Here is a 23,657-nt window from a genome sequence, read left to right on the forward strand (position 1 = left end):
TTCCGTGAATGATCTTCCTGCTTTCATTGCGGTAAGATTGAGATTGACTATCTCTTCCCCTTTACGGCCGAAAAGCTGACGGATGGCATTTTCCAGCAATTTGTAGTCAATGTTGATGAAAGGCGAAGCGGCGCCAAGAACCACCATATTGGCCGATTTTGAGGAACCGGATTCTTTGGCAATGTGATCGGCATCAAGTGCGATGTTATGTGGCAATCTCCGGATTTCAGCCATCAGGGCATCGCGGTCAGGATAGTTGGGAATGTTGACAAAAGTGGTAGTGTTGGTGATGAGCCAACCACTGGGGGAGAGCATCGGCAGGTAGCGGAGAGACTCCATCGGCTCCACAGAAATGATCATATCGGCTTGGCCAAAAGGAATAAGGTCGGAAGCAATTTCTTTATCGGAAAGTCTCAGGTTCGACTGCACATCGCCGCCGCGCTGGCTCATGCCGTGCACTTCGGCCTGTTTAAGGTATAACCCGGCCTCAACTGCTGCCAGTCCGATAGTCGCCGCAATGGACAAAATTCCCTGTCCGCCAACTCCTGCTAAAATGATATCTATTTTCATTGTTTTCTTTTAAATTTGATTAAACGTTTTCCAACTCTTTCGTTTTGATAGCAGCTTTTGCCCGCATCCGTTTGTTGAGCGTCTGGATGCACTCGCGGCGCGGAATGATAACCGATACGCCCGGGTAATTCAGTTCCTCGAGTAAAATTTTCACATTTTCCTCATGGTTTTTTCTCAACGGCTTGAGCACCCTGATGTGTTCTTCTAAAACACCGACTCCCCTGCAAATATCTTCTATCTTACCGGTTGCAGCCGATTTTTGCCCGCCGGTCATCCCGGTAGTGGAGTTATCGGCAATGATGACGGTGATAGGTGACTTATCATTTACCGCGTCGAGCAATCCGGTGATACCGGAATGGGTAAATGTGGAATCGCCGATTACGGCTACAGCCGGTGAAAACCCGACATCGGCAGCACCTTTGGCCATAGTAATGGATGCCCCCATGTCCACACAGGTGTTGATGGCATTGTAAGGCGCCAGGGCTCCCAGGGTATAACAGCCGATATCAGCAAAAACGCGGCCTTTGGAAAATTCGCTTAATGCTTCATTCAACGCATTGTACGTGTCGCTGTGTGAGCAACCCACACACAACGAAGGGGGTCTTCCTACCACAATATCCGGAACATCCATTCCGCGATGGTCTTGTTTCCCGAGGGCAACAGCAACAATATTCGGATTCAGTTCGCCATCACGGGGCAATGTCCCATCAAGCCGGCCATTTATGTTCAATCCCTTGGACAGTAATCCTTTTAACGCCTCTTCGATCATGGGAGCGCCCTCTTCGAGTACGAGGATGCGTTCACATTCACGTTCCAGCCTGGCAATCATGTTCATCGGAAGCGGATACTGCGTAATCTTTAAAACAGGGTATGGAATGTTGCGATCGGGGAAGTTTTCCATCAGGTAATTTATAGCGATGCCACTGGCAATGATACCGAGGGACTTATCCGGAGCATCGAAATATTGGTTAAATCCTGATTTTTCGGCATCATCTTCAAACAAAGCCTGGCTTGCCAACAACCCTTTGTAACGTTTGCGGGCTATTGCGGGTAGAAGGATAAACTGTTTGAGATCGTTTGGAAGATGGATTTCGTTTTGCTGTCGTTCGGGTTTGCGCACAACAGCGGAACGTGAGTGCGCAAGACGCGTAGTGATTCTGAGCAAAACCGGAATCTGGTATTTTTCCGAAAGATCAAAACCGTAATAAACCATGTCATAGGCTTCCTGCTGGTTACTGGGTTCAAGGATGGGCATCATGGCGAATTTGCCGTAAAATCTCGAATCCTGCTCGTTTTGCGACGAGTGCATCGAAGGGTCGTCGGCGGCAACTACAACCAGACCGCCATTTGCGCCGGTCATCGCTGAGTTCACGAAAGCATCGGCAGCCACGTTCAATCCCACGTGCTTCATACAGGTCATGGCACGCTTTCCGACGTAGGAAACCCCAAGCGCGGCCTCCATTCCCGTTTTTTCGTTGGCAGCCCATGAAGCTTTGATCCCTTTTGCTGCGGCCTGTTTCGACGCCAGTACATACTCCGTGATCTCAGTAGAGGGAGTGCCCGGATAAGAAAAAATCCCAGAAATCCCCGCATCAATCGCGGCCTGTGCTATGGCCTCATCTCCCAGTAATAACAGTTTTTGCATAAATCAGATTTATTGAAGAATGGTTACAATTTTAACAAAATTTTTTTGAGGGACAAAACTACAATTTTAATCTTTGCCACTAACGCCTGTCATCCGTTTTTCCATTTTCCGGGTAAATTGTTGGTCATGAAAGCGAGAAGACAGCAAATTTTGAAATCACACGACTTCAACGTTGAAATTGCACAGAATTTCAATGGATTTACTATCAGAAGTAAATTTTGGGACAATATAAGTTGCAATAATTGGAAAACAGGTTTTTAATCGATGAAATGGACAGTTCGTCAGAATAAAGTGTTGAGTATTTCAACATTTTATTTTACCTGTGATTTAATAAAAATGAGCGCCCTTTTTTCTGGAAAGAATGCGTAAGTTTGCCGCCATTTTCACCAAAATAAATTTGAGACGGATATGAAGAAAAAGATGATGATGAACCCGAATCCGCTGGTTCAATATTTAAATAAACCATCAGAGGAGTTTACACGTGAAGATTTGATCCTTTACATCGAGGATCACAACATCGAGATGGTAAATTTCAGGTATCCAGGCCAGGATGGGAGATTGAAAACACTGAATTTTGTGATCAACAGCCGCGAGCACCTGGAGGATATTCTAACAATGGGAGAGCGCGTTGACGGCTCAAGTTTGTTTTCCCACATCGAAGCAGGATCGAGCGATCTTTATGTGGTTCCGCGCTATAAAACAGCGTTTGTGAATCCGTTCAGCGAAATCCCTGCTTTGGATATTTTGTGTTCCTATTATGACAAAGATGGCAACCACCTTGAAAGCTCGCCTGAGTATATTTTGCAAAAAGCGCAAAAAGTGTTGAAAGAGCACACCGGATATGATTTTCATGTGATGGGCGAGCTGGAGTTTTACCTGATCAGCGAAAAGCAGGAACTTTATCCTGCTGTTGACCAGAAGGGCTATCATGAGTCGGCGCCGTTTACCAAGTGGGATGATTTCAGACGTGAAGCAATGCTGGCCATTGCGCAGACCGGTGGCATGTTGAAATATGGCCACAGCGAAGTGGGGAATTTCAGTCAGGGTGATTTTGAATACGAACAAAACGAGCTCGAGTTCAGTCCTTGCCCGCTGGATGATGCCGCAGCACAGCTTGTGATTGCCAAATGGATTTTACGTAACCTGGCTTACAAATACGGGTTCACGATCACTTTTGCACCTAAGATCACAGTTGGTAAGGCCGGAAGTGGTTTACATATCCACACCCGCCTGATGAAAGACGGCAAGAACCAGATGACTGAAAATGGAAAACTGAGCGATGCCGCCAGGCGTGCCATTGCCGGCTACCTCGAACTGGCGCCTTCACTTACAGCCTTTGGGAATACAAATCCCACCTCCTATTTCCGCCTGGTGCCGCACCAGGAAGCGCCAACGAATATCTGCTGGGGCGACCGCAACCGCTCGGTGCTGGTAAGGGTTCCTTTAGGATGGACCAGCAACAAAGATATGTATCTGGATGCCAACCCGCAGCAACCAAAAACTTCAAATAACTTTTTAGATAAACAAACGGTTGAGTTCCGGTGTCCGGATGGCTCCGCCGATATTTACCTGTTATTGGCCGGATTAACTGTGGCTGTAAGGGTTGGGCTGGAAATGGAAAATGGACTTGAATATGCAAGAAAGACGTATGTAGATGTAAACATTTTCCAGGATGAGCATAAAGAAAGGGTAAAAGACCTTAGGCAACTTCCGGCTTCATGCTGGGAATCTGCCGACCGCCTCGAAGAGCAAATGCACTATTACACCGAGCACAATGTTTTCCCCGAGGGATTAATCAAAAGCTGGGCTAAAAAGCTCAGGGTTTTCAATGACAAGTCATTGCGACAGGAAATTGCTGGTAACAAGGAGGCCATCATGAAGTTGGTGGAAACTTACTTCCATTGCGGATAAAGTTACACATGAAGTGGTTTTTCCTTATTTATTTGCATAGATAAATTAGTTTGTAACTTTGTGGCTCTTTTTTTGAGTATTGACATTTTTTGCCATTAATAATAACTAAAGTGTTTTTAAAATGAAAAACTTACTACTTGCACTTCTCGCGCTTCTGCTCCTTTCTCCTGTGTTCGGCCAGGGTTGGCGTCCGGGTGAAATGGAAATCACGGTAAACATCACTAACAAAGAGCAGGCTCAGGCGCTTTATGAACTGAAATTGAACGGAGATTTTTATGGTTCAAGTGCCCGTCTTTATGTTACTCCGTCAGAACTTGAACAACTCAAGGGTGCAGGGCTGGCTTATGAAGTGTTGATTGAAGACCTGAACCTCTATTACGAAAATTTCTGGGAAACAAAAGATGCTTATCACTCTTATGCTGAGATCATTGAACTTGCTGATAGTCTTGTGCAGCATTTCCCCAACATTTGCACCAAAATCGTTTATGGAACCTCCATGGGCGGACGGCAGCTAGCTGCCCTGAAAATCAGCAGTAATGCGATTGTTAACGAAGTTAAGCCCCAGGCAATGTTTGATGGCGGGATTCATGGCGATGAAATAGGAGGGCCTGAAAACTTGATTCGTTTTGCCCGCGACCTCTGCCTTGGCTATGGAAGCAATTCTTACATCACCAACCTGATCGATACCCGCGAAATCTGGCTATATCTGATGGTAAACCCCGACGGTCGGGTAAATATGGTTCGTTATAACAACAATGGGGTGGATTTGAACCGCGATTGCGGATATATGTGGAACGGCGAAGGCAGCAGTACAGGCGCCTTCTCGCAACTTGAATCGAAAGTGCTCAGATCGTGCCTTTTTGAAAATCAGTTTGTAGTGCATACAAGCTACCACAGCGGCACTGAATACATTTCCTGCCCATGGAGTTACCGCCCTTCCGCACCGCCAGACATGAATCATATTTTGCAATTAGCCGGTGTTTATGCGGATGTTTCAGGTTACAGCAATATCCCTTATGGTCAGGGTTATGCCGGGATGTATCCCATCAATGGCAGTACTAAAGATTCCAATTACGGCCTCATGGGATCGGTTACCTGGTCTATGGAAATTTCGATGTCAAAACAACCGCCTGCATCCCAAATTATGTTGTACTATAATTACAACAAACCGGCAATGCTGGCAATGATTGAATATGCCGGATTTGGGCTGACAGGTATAATTACCGATGCAACAACCGGAGAACCTGTTACTGCCACGGTGTTTGTGAATAATTATCTGCCAACCTATAACGATCCTGAAAACGGCGATTATCATAAATACGTCCTTCCGGGCACATACAATATTACGGTCAAAGCCAACGGGTATGCGTCCTCAACCTTTACAGGCGTGGTGGTTACTGCCAATAGTGCGACAACCACAAATTTTGCGTTGCAGCCCGAAAGCCATCAAAGTATTTACAAGATTGTTAGTTCACACATTCCAAATAATAATTTTGCTGATCCAGGTGCAACCTGGAATGTGATCGGCCCGCCAGACAATCTTTTTTATTCGATAGGTAAAACCGGCTGGATCGTTGTTGATATGCAGGATATGATTTTCGACGGCGCCGGCCCCGACATTATGGTTTTTGAGGGAGATGCTACAGCCGAAGGGTACACTTTGTATGCAGGCGTAACCATGGATGGCCCATGGCATTCGATGGGAACCGGCAGCGGAACCACAGAGTTTGATTTTGCCAACTGTGCCGTTTCCGAAGCCCGCTACTTTAAAATTCTGGACGATGGCGATGGCTCAGCAAGCGTTTCAGGCGCCGGATTTGACCTTGACGCCATCCAGGCGCTCAGCTCCGTAACCGGTCCTTACATCATCATGGAAAGCTATGTTGTTAACGATTCCAATGGCAACAACAACGGTCAGCTTGATCCAGGGGAGACGGCTACTTTCATTATTACTTTAAAAAATGTGGGAAGCGAAATTGCCCAGAATATAACCGGCTCTCTCTCCTGCTCTGACCCATACATTACAGTTTTAACCCAGACTCCGCAAACCTTTGGCAACATTGCTATCAATGGCTCTGCAACCGCTCAGTTTGTCGTGAGTGCCAGTGCTTCGGCGCCGGCAGGGCACAATGCCATGCTTGAACTGGAATATTCGGGCACAAACCTGACTGCACAGACAAAATACATCAGCATTATCTTTCCTGACTTTTGCTACCCAACGGCAAATTGTTCCTTTAGTGACGGATTTACAGGTTTTTCGCTCGAAAGCATCAGCAACATGAACAATGGTTGTTCCAACGATAACGGCATCAATGGTTACGGCGATTTTACCGATATGACTACCGAACTTGAACCGGGAAGTTCTTACACAGTAAGTTGGACAACAGGCTACAGCAACCAGCAGGCAAGTCTTTGGATTGACCTGAATGATGATAAGATTTTCACTGACAACGAACGTTTGATCACCAACTTCGCGTTGGCCAATGCAGGAACAGTTTACACAACCAGTTTTACCGTTCCTTCCGGTGTTCAGCCTGGGGCAAAAAGGCTGAGAATTCGTGCCAACTGGCAAAATTCATCATCCGACCCATGCGCCAACTTCTCGTATGGTGAAACGGAAGATTACACAGCCATTTTCCCCGGAAGCACATTAACTGCTGCTTTTAGTTCTGATGTTAATCAAGTCTGTCATGGCGGTCAGGTTCAATACTACGATCAATCCACAGGTAAGCCGACCGGCTGGGAATGGACATTTTACGGAGGGACTCCCGCCACCTCAACAGAGCAAAATCCATTGGTAACTTATGAAGTTCCGGGAAACTATGATGTTAGCCTCACTGTGACTGATGGGACAAACTCAAACACTACCAGCGCGATGGAGTGGCTGATCGTTTATGGCGATCCTGAAACACCGGACACACCGGCAGGAGAAACCTCAGTTTGTCAAAATGGCCCAAACACAACCTACACAACATCGAATGCCATGTATGCCACAGCCTGGAACTGGAACATCCAACCTGTAAATGCCGGCACAGTGATCAATAACGGACCAATTGCCGAAGTAAACTGGAACCAGACTTTTTCAGGGTCAGCATTACTGTCTGTATGTTCAGAGAATCTCTGCGGGCAAAGCAGCTATTCTGATGAGCTTGAGATTATGGTATTGCCTTTACCCGGAATGGCCGGCCCGATCAATGGCGAGAATGTGGTTTGCCAGAATGAAGTGACTGTTTATACTGTTGATTTAATTAGTGATGCTACGGACTATTCATGGGAGCTCTCGCCGTTGACGGCAGGTGTCCTTTTCGAAAATATAAATACCTGCAATGTTACGTGGGATGATTCGTATGAAGGGACAGCATACCTCAAAGTACGCGGCACGAATGATTGCGGTGAAGGACAATGGTCGCCTGTATTTGAAGTTTTAATTGAGAACTGCACCGGCATCATCAACCTTAAAGAAGATGAAGGTGTTAACATTTTCCCAAATCCGAATAAGGGCAGCTTTACGATTGAAACCAATTTTTCCGGTAAAGATCCGGTCACTGTTTCCATCTGGGATTTGCTTGGCATGAAGATTTATGAGCAAGCTAATGTTGATCCTCTTTTCTCCGTTGAGCTGAAGAATGTTGCTGACGGCGTTTATTATCTAAAAATCGAAAACGCTGACAATACCTACTTCAAAAAAATAATCCTCAGTCAGTAAACTCTTTCATCTTTTGGCAGTCTGTCTGCAAATGCCTTACTTTATAAAAAATTATCTCATCGCTGCAAGAATTTACATTCACTACATATTTTATTTTTTATCATGAAAAAGTATTTCTTTGTTTTTATCATGTTAACCTTCACGTTAACAAGCTTTTCACAGGAAAAAGTAATCATTCGTTTTTCCAACCCCGACCCCATCCTTGTAAAGCATTTTGCCACCAACAATTACGATATCGCCGCTTACAGCCCGACGGTATTTCTTGATCTGGTGGTTACCGAAGAAGAATACAACAGTTTGCTGGCTCAGGGGTATGTAGCAACCGTTATTCAAACCGAGGCCGGGATGCGGGCCAATCTGAGGGGGGATGCCGACCTGCCCGGCTATCGTTCGTATCAGGAATCGCTGGCCGAGCTTCAGCAGATGCAAATTGACCATCCGGAAATTTGTAAACTTTTTGATTTAGGCGATAGCCGCGGAAAGGAATATTACCTCGCCGGAAATAATAATTATGTCAATTACCAGCATGATATCTGGGCATTGAAGGTTTCGGATAATGTGGAACTGGATGAAGATGAGCCGGCCATTTATTACATGGGCGCCCACCATGCCCGCGAACCGCTCAGCACGGAAGTAGCTTTCTATGTGCTCAATCATATTCTCGACAATTACGGAACAAACCCTTCAATTACTGAGAATGTGAATTCAAAAGAAATCTGGTTTATCCCGGTTGTCAATCCCGACGGGCAAAAAATTGTACTGGATCAGATTGATGTCAACTGGCGCAAGAACATCCGTGATAACGACAACAATGGCCAGGTCACTTTATCGGGAGGATGGAGTTATCCTGATGGTGTTGACCCTAACCGTAATTATGGATGGCAGTTTGGCGGCCAGGGAGCAAGTTCTGATCCGGGAGAATTGACCTATCACGGTCCATCAGCGTTTTCCGAACCCGAAATTGCCGCCATGCGCGACCTGATGGCTGACCATCATTTTGTTGCAGGCATTACCTATCATACTTATAGCGAATTAGTCCTATGGCCTTATGGATACCTGGATGGAGCCACTGCTCCCGATGCCACCGCTTTGGCTGCTTTGGGAACTGCCATGGGACAATCCATTCCGAAACTCGGCTCAGGAAACTATACTCCGCAACCCTCATGGGCACTGTACCCAAGTTCTGGAACAACCGACGATTATGCCTATGGCAACCATGGAATTTTTAGCTATACCATCGAGCTCGCCACACAATTTATTCCTCCGGCAAATCAGGTTTTGGGGATTTGCCAGGACAACCTGCAGGCTGCATTGATTTTATTGAACCGGGTAAATACGTCAACTTTAACGGGTTTGGTTACAAATTCAGTAACCGGAGAACCTGTGGTTGCAGAAGTTTACGTACAAGGCATCGACAATACCGGCCTTTACAGGGAACCATACAGGAGCAATGAAGCCTTCGGAAGATACTACCGCTTGTTGCCAAACGGTAACTACACCGTTACTTTTTCAGCTTTCGGATACATTTCACAAACTTTTAATAATGTGAACATTAACAGCCAGGGACAAACGGAATTGAATGTTTCCATGGTTCAAAGCCAGATCATTACTGTTACCGGTACCGTAACCGACAGCGACACAGGTGAACCCATTGCCAATGCTTCGGTTGAAGTGCTTGGAACACCGATTGATCCGGTATATACAAACAATAACGGGGAATATACCATTGATGAAATTTTTGAAAACACCTATTCATTCAAGGTCTGGGCTGAAAACTATGCCACCTTAATCCAGCAGGTTACTGTCTCCCCGCAAAATACAGTTGCCAATTTTGAACTGACCGAAACCAATGCGGTCAGCTTTGAAGCTGGAGTTTTCCCTACAGGATGGACATTTTCGGGAAATGCCAACTGGACGATTACCAGTGCTGTTTCCTGGGACGGCCAGTATTCAGCGCGTTCAGGGGCTATTGGTAACGACCAGACCTCTCAGATGATTTACACAATGGAAGCGGCTTCGGCCGGAGAAATTTCTTTTTACAGAAAAGTATCTTCAGAGGCTGATTACGATTACCTGAGGTTTTATATCAACAACGTCCAGAAAGGCCAGTGGTCGGGCGAGGTGGCCTGGTCAGAAGTTTCTTTCCCGGTCACTGCTGGGATGAACACTTTTAAATGGGTATATGAAAAGGATGTTTTTGTCGTATCAGGGCAGGATGCTGCATGGATTGATTACATCATTTTCCCCCCTTCACCCACGGTTAACGCCAATGCAGGACCTAACGGCCAGATTTGTTCCAACGAAACTTTCACATGCCAGGGAGATGCCTCATTTTACACATCTGTTCAATGGACAACAGCCGGCGATGGCACTTTTTCCAATGCATCGATTTTAACTCCGGTTTATACCCCGGGAACCAATGATATCCTCAACGGCAGCGTTGTTTTAACACTTACTGCTTTTGATGGTACTAATTCCAGTAGCGACGGGTTGACATTGACGATTGATCAGTTACCAGCCAATGGAACCCAAATCAATGGGGTTGCTGAAGTGTGTGCAGGGAGTATTGAAATGTACAGTTGCCAGCAAATTGCTCATGCTGATGAGTACGAATGGACATTGACCCCGGCCGAAGCAGGTGTAATTCAGACACAAAACAACAATGAAGTTATTGTTGTGTGGGCTGATGGGTACACTAACACTGCTGTTCTTCAGGTAAGAGGTCTGAACGATTGCGGTTATGGCGCATATTCAGATGAATTCATTGTAACCGTAAATGATTGTACCGGTCTGAATGAAATGACTACCCCCGGATTCAGTTTATTGCCCAATCCGGCTGAAGATCATATAACCATTGCCCTTTCCGACCTTTTTTCAGGAAATCTGAATATCAGGATTTACAGCATATCAGGCACATTGCAACATGAGCAGAACACTCCGGCTTCATCAGATTTCAAGTTAGCAATTGAACTGCATGGCATGCAGTCTGGAGTTTACTTTGTTGTAATTACTGATGGAAATGATCGGGCAATCGAAAAACTTGTAATCAAATAAATAGGAGAAGAACTTATTTTGGTGTTAAATTACCTGAAAAAGTTAGGTTTTTCCAACTACTTAATTCTTAGATTAATAAATTAGTATATTTTCGCAGCCATTATTTTTAAACATCAATTCAATTCATTTTAAGGAGATAAATTTTATGAAACAGTTTCTATTTCTACTGCTCGTGCTGCTTGTTCCAACTTTTGCAATTACTGTAAAAGCTCAACAAACCCAGGCTGAAAAACCTGAAGTACAGCGAATCCACAATGGCAAGCAGATGGGGCAACTTAACCCTTTCGAAGTCCTAGATACCCGTATTGACAAAATGAAATACTGGCGTCAGGCTGCCGAACTTGGTCTAACTCCAATCGAACCTTACCACGAAGTTCCCATGGGAATTTTCAAAGGTAGCCGCATCAATGCCAAAGGTGTTGTTCGCGAAGACTCTCCGGACGTTCCTGTTACCACCGAAAACTCAACACAGAGTGAAAACTCCATTTTCATCAATCCAGAGGATCCCGATCATGTGTTGCAATCCAACAACTCTACCCAAAATCCGGTTGGCCAATTGTATGGCGCCAACTATTTCTTCTCGATGGATTTCGGGCAAACATGGGGTGGATCGGTACAAGGGGCAGGTGGCGGCAACTCAGGCGACCCAACCACTGCCATTAACCTTGATGGAAGGCAATTTGTCGGATATATCCACAACAATTACGGTCAGGGAGTTTCCTATTCTGACAACGGAACTACCTGGACTCCGGTGCTTGTAGCCAATGCATCTGGTGGGGGCATCCTAGATAAAAATCATATGTGGATCGACAACAGCCCCACAAGTCCTTATGAAGGCAATCTTTACAATGCGTGGACTGATTTTTATGGTCCAAATGACTCAGATATTGAGATTTCACGCTCCACCAATGCCGGCGTAAGCTGGTCGCCAAAAGTCAACATCAGCTCAGCCATCAATGCCGGAAGTCACAACCAGGGTGTGAATATTCAAACCGGACCTAATGGAGAGGTTTATGTTGTATGGGCTGTTTATGATGGTTGGCCGACGGATGAAAGTGTGCTGGGTTTTGCCAAATCATTTGATGGTGGCGCCACCTATCAACCCGCTACAAGAATTCTGTCAAACATTCGTGGTATCCGCAATACAACCGCAGGCAAAAACCACAGGGTAAACTCTTTTCCATCGATGACAGTAGATATCAGCGGTGGTGAAAATAATGGAAATATTTACATAGTCTGGGCAAATGTTGGCGTTCCGGGAACTAACCAGGGATCGGATGTCGATGTGTACATGATCAAATCCACCAACCAGGGACAAACATGGTCAACACCAATAAAAGTCAACCAGGATCCATCCGGTCTTGGCCGCAAGCACTATTTCCCATGGATCAGCTGTGATTCTGAAACAGGAACACTCAGTGTAGTTTATTATGATGATAGAAACGTTGGTGGCAACAAATGCGAGGTTTGGTGCTCCAATTCATTTGACGGTGGGGATACATGGGAAGATTTCCGGGTAAGCGACGTGGACTTCACTCCTGCCCCCATAGGCGGTCTTGCCGGTGGTTATATGGGCGACTATCTTGGCATTGCAGCCCGCGGTTCAAAGGTTTATCCCGTTTGGACCGACAACCGCACTGGTACTGCCATGGCCTATGTATCACCTTATGAAACCAACAACCTTCCTCGCCCGTCGGATCTGCTGGGAACGATAACATTTGAAACAGGAGAAGTACAACTCAGCTGGCAATTTGAAAGTGTTCCCGGATTCCAGTATTTTATTGTTTACCGCGACAATTTCCAGATCACCACTACAACCTCCCTGTCTTACACTGACATGCTGCCAACCTATGGCGTTTATAAATACAAGGTAACCGCCATGCATGATGACGGTGAGTCAACCGGACCAAGCACTACATTGCAGTGGGGTGATGCGCATATTGCCGTTGATCCTGAAGAGATCATCGAAAATATTCCTATGCAAAGTACCTCAACAAGGTATGTTACCATCGAAAATACCGGTCAGCTTGATCTTGTGTTTGAAGTTTCCGGCTCGACACAGCCCCTTCGAGAAACAAAAGACTATTGCATCCCATCAGGAAACTGCTCATTTGGAGATGGTCTGACGGGATTCTCCATGGGCGATATCATGAACATGAACAATGGGTGCAGCTCAGGAGCATATGGCAATTTTACCTCCATGAGCACCGAGGTTCAGATTGGAGAATCTTACAATGTCAGTATGACGACAGGGTACAGTGACCAATATGTTACTATCTGGATTGATTTTAATAAAAACGAGACTTTTGAAGCAAATGAAATGCTACTTGAAGGCTTCAACCTGGAAAATGTCGGACAGGTTTATACTGCTCAGATCACTATTCCCGATGGGGTTGAAAGTGGAGAAGCCCGCATGAGAGCCAAAGCTGAATGGCTCAATGTTCCTACTGATCCTTGCAGTGGCATGAGCTATGGCGAAACTGAAGATTATACCGTGAACGTTTCCGGTTGGATGTTTGTAACCCGTGAAACGGATACTATTGCTCCCGGTAACAATAAAATTATTGAAGTAAATTTCGATTCCAATGATCTGGAAAATGGAACCTACTATGGAAATGTAAAAGTGGAAAGCAACGACCCGGATATGCCGGAAGTTAATGTACCTGTTACACTGAATGTTGGCTCCGGATTCCCGCTTGCATTAACTGTAGTAGCCAATCCACCAACAATTTGCCTCGGAGAGTCCACTCAGCTTTTCGCTAATGTTACCGGTGGTAGTGGGGCATATACCTATTTGTGGACCTCAGATCCCATCGGTTTCACTTCAACAGAAGCCAACCCCGTGGTTAATCCCCAGGAAACAACAATTTATTATGTAGTTGTTGAGGACGGAGAAAATTCAATTAACGGCATGACTACTGTGTTTGTAAATACAGTTCCGGAGCAGGCCGCTACGCCTCAGGGTGATAATTCGGTTTGCGTTGGAACTTACCAAACTGTTTATAGTACTGAAGGAGCCCAGGGTTCTTCAACATATATCTGGACATTATTGCCTGTAAATTCGGGCACGATCGAAGGAAACGGACTGACTGCAATCGTTACCTGGGATGAAGCGTTTACTGGTGAAGCGCAGATTGTCGTTCAAGGTGTTAATTCTTGCGGAAATGGTCTGAATTCAGAGCCTTTTATGGTAACAATGCACACATTGCCACATGTTAATCTCGGTGGAGATATGGAAGTCTGTGCCAACGAATCTGTTTTGCTTGATGCAGGAAATCCTGGCGCCACCTACCTCTGGTCTACCGGTGAAACTACTCAAACCATTGTTGTTGACACAACCGGAGTTGGTATCGGCGTAGCAGATTTTTGGGTACAGGTGACTGATGGTAACGGTTGTGAAAATTCTGACAACATCTCCATCGAATTCAAAGATTGTACGGGGATATCCGATGTTTCGGATAAATGGTCATTCAACATTTATCCTAACCCTAACTCCGGGTTGTTTGAAGTGCAGCTGCAAACAATCAGAAAACAGCAAGTTAGCATTTCTGTCAATGATACCTTCGGAAAGAAAGTATTCAGCAACGATCAGGTAACCGTTAGCGGCATTTCAGCGGTATCGGTCGACCTGAGACACCTTAGTGACGGGGTTTATTTACTCCGGATTAATGGTGAAGGTATTAATGTGGTGCAAAAATTCATTATCAGCAAATAGCTGTAGATGAATTCAGTATAATATTATTAACCGGAACGGTTCGATGATCGTTCCGGTTTTTTTAATCGCTGATTATACAGCTTTTTCTGGCAACGTTTTGAACTCTTTTTGTCTAATCGATTATACACACTTAATTAATTATCAACATGAACAGAATTTACACCTGGTTTTTTTGGGCATTTTTTGCCATGGCCATTTTACCACAAACAACCTTTGCTTCAGATGAGGGTATTTTTTCACCAAGATTGATCGAAAAACTCGAATCTGCTAAAGGTGATGAAATGATCAGGATCAATATTTTTTTAAAAGAAAAATTTGATTCCCAGGAACTGATCCAAAATATAAGCACTATGCGCAAAGATGATCGCCGTGCTTATGTAATCGAAGTGTTGAAAGACTTTTCCTCCCTCACTCAAAAGGGAGTACTGTCCAAACTCAGTGATTTTGAGCAAAACAGGCAGGTAAGCGAAGTTACTTCCCTTTGGATTAACAATGTTATCAACTGCTATGCTACGCCTGAGGCCATCATGGAACTCAGCACCAGAAGCGATATTGAGCAGATTGACTACGACGAATACCGCGTTGTGCTTGATCCAAATGAGCGTAAAAATGCTTTCTTTGAAGAGGGTTATTCCGGAAATCGTGAAATTACCTGGAATGTACTGAAGGTGAATGCACAACTGGTCTGGGCGCTTGGTTATGATGGCGAGGGAGTCATCGTATCAGTCATTGATACCGGGGTAAACTACAATCACGTTGATCTGGTAAACAATGTATGGGAAAACCCTGAGTTCCCTTTTCACGGTTACAATTTTGTGAGCAATAACAACAACCCTATGGATGACCATGGCCATGGAACCCATTGTGCCGGAACGGTAGCCGGCGATGGAACTGCAGGTTCACAAACCGGTGTCGCTCCAGGTGCAACAATCATGTGCCTGAAAGTGCTGGATGCCGGGGGCGGTGGAAACGAAAGTTCCGTTTGGGCTGCAGTTCAATTCAGCGTTGAACATGGCGCAAATGTGATGAGTTTATCCCTTGGCTGGCAACACTCATGGGGACCAAACCGGACTGCTTTCCGCCAGGCTTTCGACAATGGTCTGGCTGCCGGCCTGATCGCATCCGTTGCAGCAGGTAATGAAGGAAATCAGCAAGGCTCCTATCCTATTCCTGATAATGTGAGGACACCGGGTGACTGCCCCCCACCCTGGCTGCATCCGGACCAAACTTTGACCGGTGGTATTTCGAGTGTGGTTTGTGTAGGTGCAACAAACAGCAGTGATGTTATTGCCGGCTTCTCAAGTCGCGGCCCTCTAACTTGGTCAACCATTGCTCCTTATAATGATTACGCCTACCAACCGGGTATGGGGCTTATCCGTCCAGATCTGTGTGCCCCCGGTGTTGGTATAAAATCCCTTGCACATTACAGCAACACAGGCTATGAGTCAGGATGGGACGGTACATCAATGGCTACTCCCGCCGTTGCGGGTGTTATGGCATTAATGCTGCAAAAAAACAATTTGCTCGAACCTGCCGAAATGAATCAGATCCTCGAAGAAACTGCCCTTGTGTTGCAACCAGGCAAAAACAACACCACCGGCTCCGGCCGTGTGGACGCGCTCGCAGCCGTTGAAGAAGTTACTTCTGTTGCACGACCAACCGACCTGGTTGGAGCGATTACATTCGAAACCGGTGAAGTTCAGCTCAGCTGGCAATTTGAACCTGAACCCGGATTTGAGTATTTCAAAATCTATCGTGATAATCTCCTGATCAACACTACAACGGATCTGTTTTATTCCGAAACATTGCCTGAATACGGCATTTATGAATACAAAGTGACTGCCCAGCACGAGACGGGAGAATCTAATGGACCTAAACTAACACTGCAATGGGGTGATGCCCACATTGGCGTTACTCCTGAGCAAATTGTTGCATTTATGGACATGGGAGCAACTTTAACAGAATACATCACCGTCGAAAACACTGGTCAGCTTGATCTGATCTATGAAGTGTCTTCGTCAGCCGATCCGGTTCGTAAGAATCGCGACTATTGTATTCCTACCACCAATTGCTCTTTTGGTGATGGTTTTACAGGTTTTGCGATGGGCGATATCAGCAATATGAACAGCGGCTGTAGCCCCAACGGTTACGGAGATTTTACCAATATGAGCACCGAAATTCAGGCTGGAGAAACCTATGATGTAACTTTAAAAACCGGCTACGATGACCAGTATGTTACGATCTGGATAGATTTTAACAAGAACGAGACGTTCGACCCCTCGGAGATGGTATTGAATGGATTCCTCCTGGCCAATGCCAATCAGAACTATATTGCTCAGGTCACCATTCCTGAAGGAGCAGAAAGCGGTGAAACAAGGATGAGGGCAAAAGCAAACTGGCAAAGTGCAACCACCGACCCATGCGAGAGCACAAGCTACGGCGAAACCGAGGATTATACTGTGAATGTATCAGGCTGGCTCTATGTGCAGCGCGTAACCGATACTATTGCTCCGGGCGCCTCCAAAATGATTGAAGTGCTTTTTGACTCCCAAGATTTAACTGCTGGCGTGTATTATGGCAATGTAAAAGTTGCTTCAAACGACCCTGATTTGCCGGAAGTCGATGTTCCGGTAACGCTTAATGTCGGAGGCAGTTTTCCACTTGCACTTACTGTAAATGCCAACCCGTCAGCAATTTGTCTTAATGAATCATCACAACTGACCGCCAACGTTACTGGCGGAACGGGTGCTTATACTTACCTGTGGACATCCCTGCCAGCCGGGTTCACCTCTACTTTGCCAAATCCAAGTGTTTCTCCTGACGAAACCACCGTTTATTATGTTGAAGTAAACGACGGAGAAACAACTATAAATGGAGAAACAACTGTGGTTGTCAACCATACCCCCGAAATTGCCGGGACTCCACAAGGCATTAACTCAATCTGCTGGGGCACAACCCAATCGGTTTTTACATCCTCAGGAGCCCAGGGTTCTGAATATTACATCTGGACCCTTTCACCCGCCTCAGCAGGGACAATCACAGGAACTGGATTAACCGCTACTGTTGACTGGAGTGCATTGTTTACCGGATCAGCAACAGTATCAGTAAATGGGGCAAACTCATGCGGAAATGGACAGGTATCTTTGCCGTTAAATGTAACTATACATGCACTCCCTCAGATAAACCTTGGTGATGACATGGAAGTTTGTGCCAACGAATCTGTTATGCTTGACGCAGGAAATCCCGGTGCAACCTACCTCTGGTCAACCGGTGAAACCACTCAAACCATTGTTGTTGACACAACAGGTGTTGGTATCGGTGTAGCAGATTTTTGGGTACAGGTTACCGATGTTAACAGCTGTTCCAATATCGACAACATCTCCATCGAATTCAAAGATTGCACAGGAATATCCGATGTTTCCGATAAATGGTTATTCAATATTTATCCTAACCCCAGCACCGGCGTTTTTGATGTAAGACTTCAAACCATCAGAAAACAGGATGTAAGTCTTGTTATTACAGATACTTTTGGAAAAGAGGTTTTCAGAAATAACAAGGTGACTGTTGACAGAAGTTCATCCATTGGGGTTGATCTGAGGCATCTTGCTGAAGGAGTCTATCTGCTCCGGTTAACTGGCGATGGTATCAACATGACTCAAAAGATCATCATCAACAAATAATTCATTTTTTTTAAAAAATACTTGGAGGCTGTCTCAAAAGTTTATCATTTGGATTTTCAACGGTTCGGGTTAAATCCAGACTTCTGAGACAGCTTCTTTTTTATTAAACAAGGCATTATTTTCTTCCTGGTAAATAGTAATGGCAAAAGCATGGGATAATATTTTTTTCAAAAATGAAACCCTAAAATGAAAAACGCCCAATTAGCAAGAGGTTGGGAATTGACATTGATGTTTCACACGTTTTTTTAATCATTAAAAATGTATTTTAGCAAATAAAAATTATTTTTGCCTTAATAAAATGATTCATTTCGAGTTTTAACCAAACGCAGGAGTTTAAATTTAATACCATTAACAAACGATTGAAAATGAAGTACCATTCAATACTATTTGTATTTACCCTTTTTTTCTGTCTGCTTTCCTTATCAGGAAGACCAGCACATGATAATATGTTGAAATCCTCCGGTGAACATCCGGATGAATTAGATATTTCGCCATTCCTTAAAGGCAGTGAAGACGGGGTTTTTTGGACAATTTCGGGTTATATTTATAAGGATACTGATATGACAGTCCCATTTCCCGCTGTTTCAGTATCTTTCAGTGGCCTTGGCTCGGTGGAGACCAACCAGAGCGGGTATTATGCCTATGATGTGCCGCATAACTGGACTGGGACAGCCACACCTGCTTTTTGCAGCCCGTATTTTGAGTTTTCCCCACCCCAGAAAGCCTATGTTACTGTGAAAAAGAATTACACCCAACAAAACTATTTTGGGACACAAATCCAGTCGTTTATCATATCCGGGGTTTTTACTCATGCCCAATCCGGACTTCCACTCGCCAATACTCAGGTAAATTTTAGCAACGGTATGAGTGTAACAACCACTGCAAGCGGTGAGTATTCCATTACGGTTCCACCCTGCTGGAGCGACACACTGAGGCCGTTATCCACAGAATGGAATTTTACCCCGCCATACATAGTTTTCGACGAGGTTTCGTCGAATTTGACCAATCAAAATTTCGATTACATCGAAAAATCCTTTGGATTACCCCCCGGATGGGATTTTGTAAATACTGGCACTGTGCACATCATTTCTGTTTTTACTACTTCAAATCCAAATATCTGCGGCGTTCCATTGCAGCAAGGCGACTATATTGGGGTGTTTTATATTGGTGATGATGGCCAGATGCATTGCGGAGGAGCAGGTGAATGGACAGGATTAAGCAACACACCGATCATGGTAAATGGTGATGATGCCTACACAACTCAGAAAGACGGGTTCAGCTACGGTGAAACGATGAACTGGAAAGTATTTACCTGGACGACCACACAACAGGAGTATTACGCATTTCCAACTTACCAAACCGGAGGGTACCTCGCGGCAGACAATAAATGGTACAGCGGAGGACTGTCCATTGTAAACGCTCTCAATGCATATCACACTCAGAACATAGTAATTCCTGCAGGCTGGAGTGGTATATCAGGACATTTTATTCCAAGAACTACCAACCTGGTTTCGATCATGCGTCCGGTTGTTGACCACCTTGTTATTATGCAATCCATGACCAAAATGTATTATCCAGGCCAAAATATAAATACGATTGTAGCCTGGAGTGTTAATGAGGGGTACAAAATTAAAGTAAACCAGAGTGTTGTTCTTCCATTTCCCGGATGTGCTTTAACCAACAGGTCTCAGAACCTGCTTGCAACCTGGAGCATAATGCCGGTTAAAAGCGAATGCAATGTTTCGGTTCAACAACTTTTTAACCCGGTAATCAACAGGATAATCGTTGTCAAAGAGATTGCAGGTAATAATGTGTTCTGGCCGGCAATGGGAATCAATACCCTCCAAACGCTCATACCGGGAAAAGCCTATATGGTGGCTGTAAATCAAACGGCTTCGATAACTTTCCCTGCCTGTACCACACAAAAATCAGAAATTTCGGATATGAATGCAGGATTCATTAACAAATCAACATGGCCAGACCCTGTCCCCACGTCTGCAAGTCATATTCTGGCAATTTCCGGCGATGCTATCTCAGAATTTTCGCATGGTGATTTCATCGGCGTATTTACGCAGGAAGGTCAGTGTGCCGGGCTGGCTGAAATACCAGGTAACGGAGAAAACACTGGTATAACAGTTTATGGCAACGACCCGACAGCAGTTGAAAAAGTTGGATTTGATGAAGGTGAGGCGCTTACATTCAGGGTTTTCAAAGCATCTACCGGTGAGGTGTTCAATCTGTTGGTCGAATTTGATCAGGCAATGCCTTCCACCGACGGTACTTTTATGGACAACGGGCTCTCGTCCATTACAGGGGTTCATCTTTCTTCAACTGGAAATTCTGAGTTGTACCAGGGTTCAAACCCCCGATTCTTCCCCAATCCAAGCAACGGGATGATTAATATGATTGCAAATGATGAAGATTCTTTCAGGGTAACCATTGTTGATGTATTGGGGAGCATCTCTTTCAATGGTGTATTTTCCGGAAAAAATCAAATTGATCTTTCTACCCTTCACAAAGGCATTTACATGATAAAGTTTGAAGGTACGGATTTTATCAATGTAGATAAACTTATCCTGAAATAGGCGTCAGAGGATCATCCTTCCAATCGCCATTTTCTTTAATTATATGAATGAGCTGCTCAACAGCTTCCTCCTGCGGGATGGACTTTTTGAGCAGCTTTTTCCCTTTAAACAAAGCTACTTTTCCGGCGCCCATTCCTACATAACCATAATCGGCATCGGCCATTTCGCCGGGGCCATTTACAATGCAGCCCATCACAGCTATTTTCAGCCCTTTCAGATGGGCAGTCCGGGATTTGATCGCCTCGAGAGAAGATTGAATGTCATATTGGGTTCGCCCGCAGGAAGGACATGCGATGAATTCCGTTTGGGTAATCCTTGCCCCACATGCCTGTAAAATCTGGAATGAAAGCTCAACCATTTTCTCTCCATCCGGGTATTGATTTGAATCAATCCATAAACCATCGCCAAAACCATCCAAAAAAAGTGTACCGAAATCTATTCCGGCTTCAACAGAAATATCTGTTCCGGTGTACTTTTTTTTCAAAATAACCGGAGAATCTGATCCGGCCTGCCGCTTTCGCCTGAAAAATTCCCGAAACTCAAAAACGCCGGCTGTTTTGTTGGTTTCAAAAATTATAGCATGCTTTTTTTTAAACACTTCTTTTTTAGCTAAATCTTCAATTCCTGAAATCAGAGCAAAACTTTCGGGCAAATTTTTTTCATCAATCAACAAATCAGGTTTTTGACCGGGATATTTACCTGGCCGGTTGATGACTAAGGGGGGCTTTTCGTTTACCCCGGGTAAAGCTTTGTTTGTAATTTCAGGTTGGTAATGGTGGGGTAATTCCAAAAAATGTGTTGTTTTTCCTGACGGATTTCCGTAAAGTTGATGATCAAAATAGCTTATAATTTTTTGAGCCACCGGAACTTCACTCACCGGGTCTTCGGTGAGCGAAACCCTGATCGTATCCCCAATGCCGTCGGCGAGCAGGGCGCCTATTCCAATGGCAGATTTGAGTCTGCCTTCGATACTGTTGCCCGCCTCGGTAACACCCAAATGGATGGGGTAATCCATCTCTTCGGCAATCATCCTTTTTACCAACAGTCTGTTGGCGAAGACCATTGTCCGTACGCTACTGGCCTTCATCGAAAGCACAATCTGGTGAAAATCCAGCTCGCGGCAAATCCTTACAAATTCAAGAGCGGCTTCCACCATGCCTTCAGGTGTGTTTCCATAGCGGGAAACAACCCTCTCTGATAAAGAGCCATGATTTGAGCCTATTCTCAGGGCCGTTCCGTGTTCCTTACAAACCCGGATCAGTGGCTGAATCCTCTCTTTGATTCTTTTGCCTGCTTCAACATAATCAACATCCGTAAAATCAACTTTGCCAGTGTTCCGATCAGTATAATTGCCGGGATTAATCCGTACTTTTTCTACAATTGAAGCCGCAATCAGGGCTGCTTCAGGGCTAAAATGGACATCTGCGATCAAAGGCACCCTGCAGCCCCTACCGGTCAGGACTTTTCTTAGTTCTTTCAGCCCATGAGCCTCACGAACTCCAGGAACAGCCAGTCTGACCATGTCGCATCCTGCATTGGTTAATTGAATTATCTGATCTGCTGTTGAGTTGATGTCATTTGTGTTGGTATTGGTCATCGACTGGATGCACACCTGGTTGTTTCCGCCAATGACAACACTGCCAACTTTAACCTCACGCGTAGGAAACCGAAAATTCATTGTCAGAATTTTTTCAGCAAAATAAACGAAAATTCAATTAGCCTGGCATTTACAGGGCAAGGGATATTATTCTTTTAACCCAACCCACTTCTCTCTATTTCACAAAAAAGCCCACCTCAAGCGGAGGCAGGCTCTAGGCATTGATGATTAAAATCTGTCTTTTAAATCTCTTCAGTTTCCACGATTTTTGCCAAAAGGTCGGCATACGGGATGAAGAGGTATTTGTGTCCTTCGAACTCAAGTTCGGTGCCCGAGTATTTTTTATAAATCACCATGTCTCCGACCACGATTCCGGGGTTTTCAACATTTCCTACTGCAACTACACGGGCCATTTGTGGTTTTTCTTTGGCTGTGTCAGGAATGATGATCCCGCCAGAACTCCTTTGTTCTCCTTTTTCCTGATCAATATCGAGGATCACATTTTGATTTAATGGCTGAAGCTCTTTCATTGTTCTATCTCCTTTAAAATGTTTAGTTTATGTTTAACAATTTATTAATTCTTGTTTTATCAAATCCAATGATGATTTCCCCGTTGATTTCAGTCTGGGGAACACCCTGCTGGCCACTTTTTCTTACTAATTCTTCAGCAAGCGACGGGTCAGCCGAGATATCAATTTCGGTAAACATGATTTTGTGTTTTCTCAAATGTGACTTTAGCGTATTACACCACGAGCAGGTTGGCGTAGTGTAAACTGTTACTGAAGGTTGCTTACTTTCGTTATCTTCTCCGGAAGGGTAAGACGTATGTTCGAAGAAAGAACGATAAAAATCAGGGTTGTTGCATCCTTTAACCACATTTTGAAATACCCCTTTCCGAAACGATAAGAGTGATGGGACTGATTTGATGCCGAAATTCTCATGGATATCCCTGGCTTCTGACACATCTGCCATAAAGAGGTTAATATCGTTATTTTCGACCAGTGAAATATTTTCGACTGCGCAATCGCTGACGGAGGAACCTTTTTTTACCAGCATCAGGTAGGATTTATCCAGTTCACTGATCTGATCCAACAACTCCTGGTGAGAATTCACACGTTTGATGTTCATTACTTTGGGATTAAATTTACAAAGCCGCGGAGGAATAAAATTCATGCCATGACGAATCTGCTGACA

The 23,657-nt window shown here is 44.8% G+C and carries 11 protein-coding genes; 6 read left to right on the forward strand and 5 right to left on the reverse strand.

Annotation, left to right across the window (positions count from 1 at the left end; translation table 11 throughout):
* A partial coding sequence (locus tag IH598_11155) for an indolepyruvate oxidoreductase subunit beta (protein ID MBE0639067.1) occupies positions 1 to 570 on the reverse strand: 570 nt, incomplete at its 3' end.
* Between the two features lie 19 nt (positions 571 to 589).
* Positions 590 to 2,215: an indolepyruvate ferredoxin oxidoreductase subunit alpha gene (locus tag IH598_11160; protein ID MBE0639068.1), complete on the reverse strand. Its 1,626-nt coding sequence runs from the start codon at positions 2,213 to 2,215 to the stop codon at positions 590 to 592.
* 408 nt (positions 2,216 to 2,623) lie between these two features.
* Between IH598_11160 and IH598_11165 the strand changes: the two genes are divergently transcribed.
* From IH598_11165 to IH598_11190, 6 genes are all read left to right on the forward strand, one after another.
* Positions 2,624 to 4,126, forward strand: a complete 1,503-nt coding sequence (locus tag IH598_11165) for a glutamine synthetase (GenBank protein MBE0639069.1) — start codon at positions 2,624 to 2,626, stop codon at positions 4,124 to 4,126.
* Positions 4,127 to 4,247: 121 nt separating this feature from the next.
* Entirely contained in the window at positions 4,248 to 7,832 is a 3,585-nt protein-coding gene (locus IH598_11170; GenBank protein ID MBE0639070.1) for a T9SS type A sorting domain-containing protein, read from the forward strand.
* Positions 7,833 to 7,934: 102 nt separating this feature from the next.
* A complete protein-coding gene (locus tag IH598_11175) occupies positions 7,935 to 10,886 on the forward strand; it encodes a carboxypeptidase regulatory-like domain-containing protein (GenBank protein MBE0639071.1) in 2,952 nt (983 codons plus the stop codon).
* Between the two features lie 145 nt (positions 10,887 to 11,031).
* A complete protein-coding gene (locus IH598_11180) occupies positions 11,032 to 14,601 on the forward strand; it encodes a T9SS type A sorting domain-containing protein (GenBank protein ID MBE0639072.1) in 3,570 nt (1,189 codons plus the stop codon).
* A 146-nt stretch (positions 14,602 to 14,747) separates the two neighbouring features.
* Positions 14,748 to 18,281 (forward strand): S8 family serine peptidase, encoded by a 3,534-nt coding sequence (locus tag IH598_11185; GenBank protein ID MBE0639073.1) that lies wholly within the window; start codon positions 14,748 to 14,750, stop codon positions 18,279 to 18,281.
* A 365-nt stretch (positions 18,282 to 18,646) separates the two neighbouring features.
* On the forward strand, positions 18,647 to 20,866 hold the full coding sequence (locus tag IH598_11190) for a T9SS type A sorting domain-containing protein (GenBank protein MBE0639074.1): 2,220 nt from the start codon (positions 18,647 to 18,649) through the stop codon (positions 20,864 to 20,866).
* Here IH598_11190 and IH598_11195 read toward each other — a convergent pair.
* The 3 genes from IH598_11195 to IH598_11205 form a co-directional block, all read right to left on the reverse strand.
* A complete protein-coding gene (locus IH598_11195) occupies positions 20,853 to 21,812 on the reverse strand; it encodes a flavodoxin-dependent (E)-4-hydroxy-3-methylbut-2-enyl-diphosphate synthase (protein ID MBE0639075.1) in 960 nt (319 codons plus the stop codon). The genes IH598_11190 and IH598_11195 overlap by 14 nt on opposite strands.
* Before the next feature lie 893 nt (positions 21,813 to 22,705).
* Positions 22,706 to 22,993: a co-chaperone GroES gene (locus tag IH598_11200; GenBank protein MBE0639076.1), complete on the reverse strand. Its 288-nt coding sequence runs from the start codon at positions 22,991 to 22,993 to the stop codon at positions 22,706 to 22,708.
* A gap of 22 nt (positions 22,994 to 23,015) precedes the next feature.
* Complete coding sequence (locus IH598_11205) at positions 23,016 to 23,435, reverse strand: hypothetical protein (protein ID MBE0639077.1); 420 nt, start codon at positions 23,433 to 23,435, stop codon at positions 23,016 to 23,018.
* Positions 23,436 to 23,657: the final 222 nt, after the last annotated feature.

The sequence above is a fragment of the Bacteroidales bacterium genome (assembly GCA_014860585.1).
Classification (GTDB): domain Bacteria; phylum Bacteroidota; class Bacteroidia; order Bacteroidales; family 4484-276; genus RZYY01.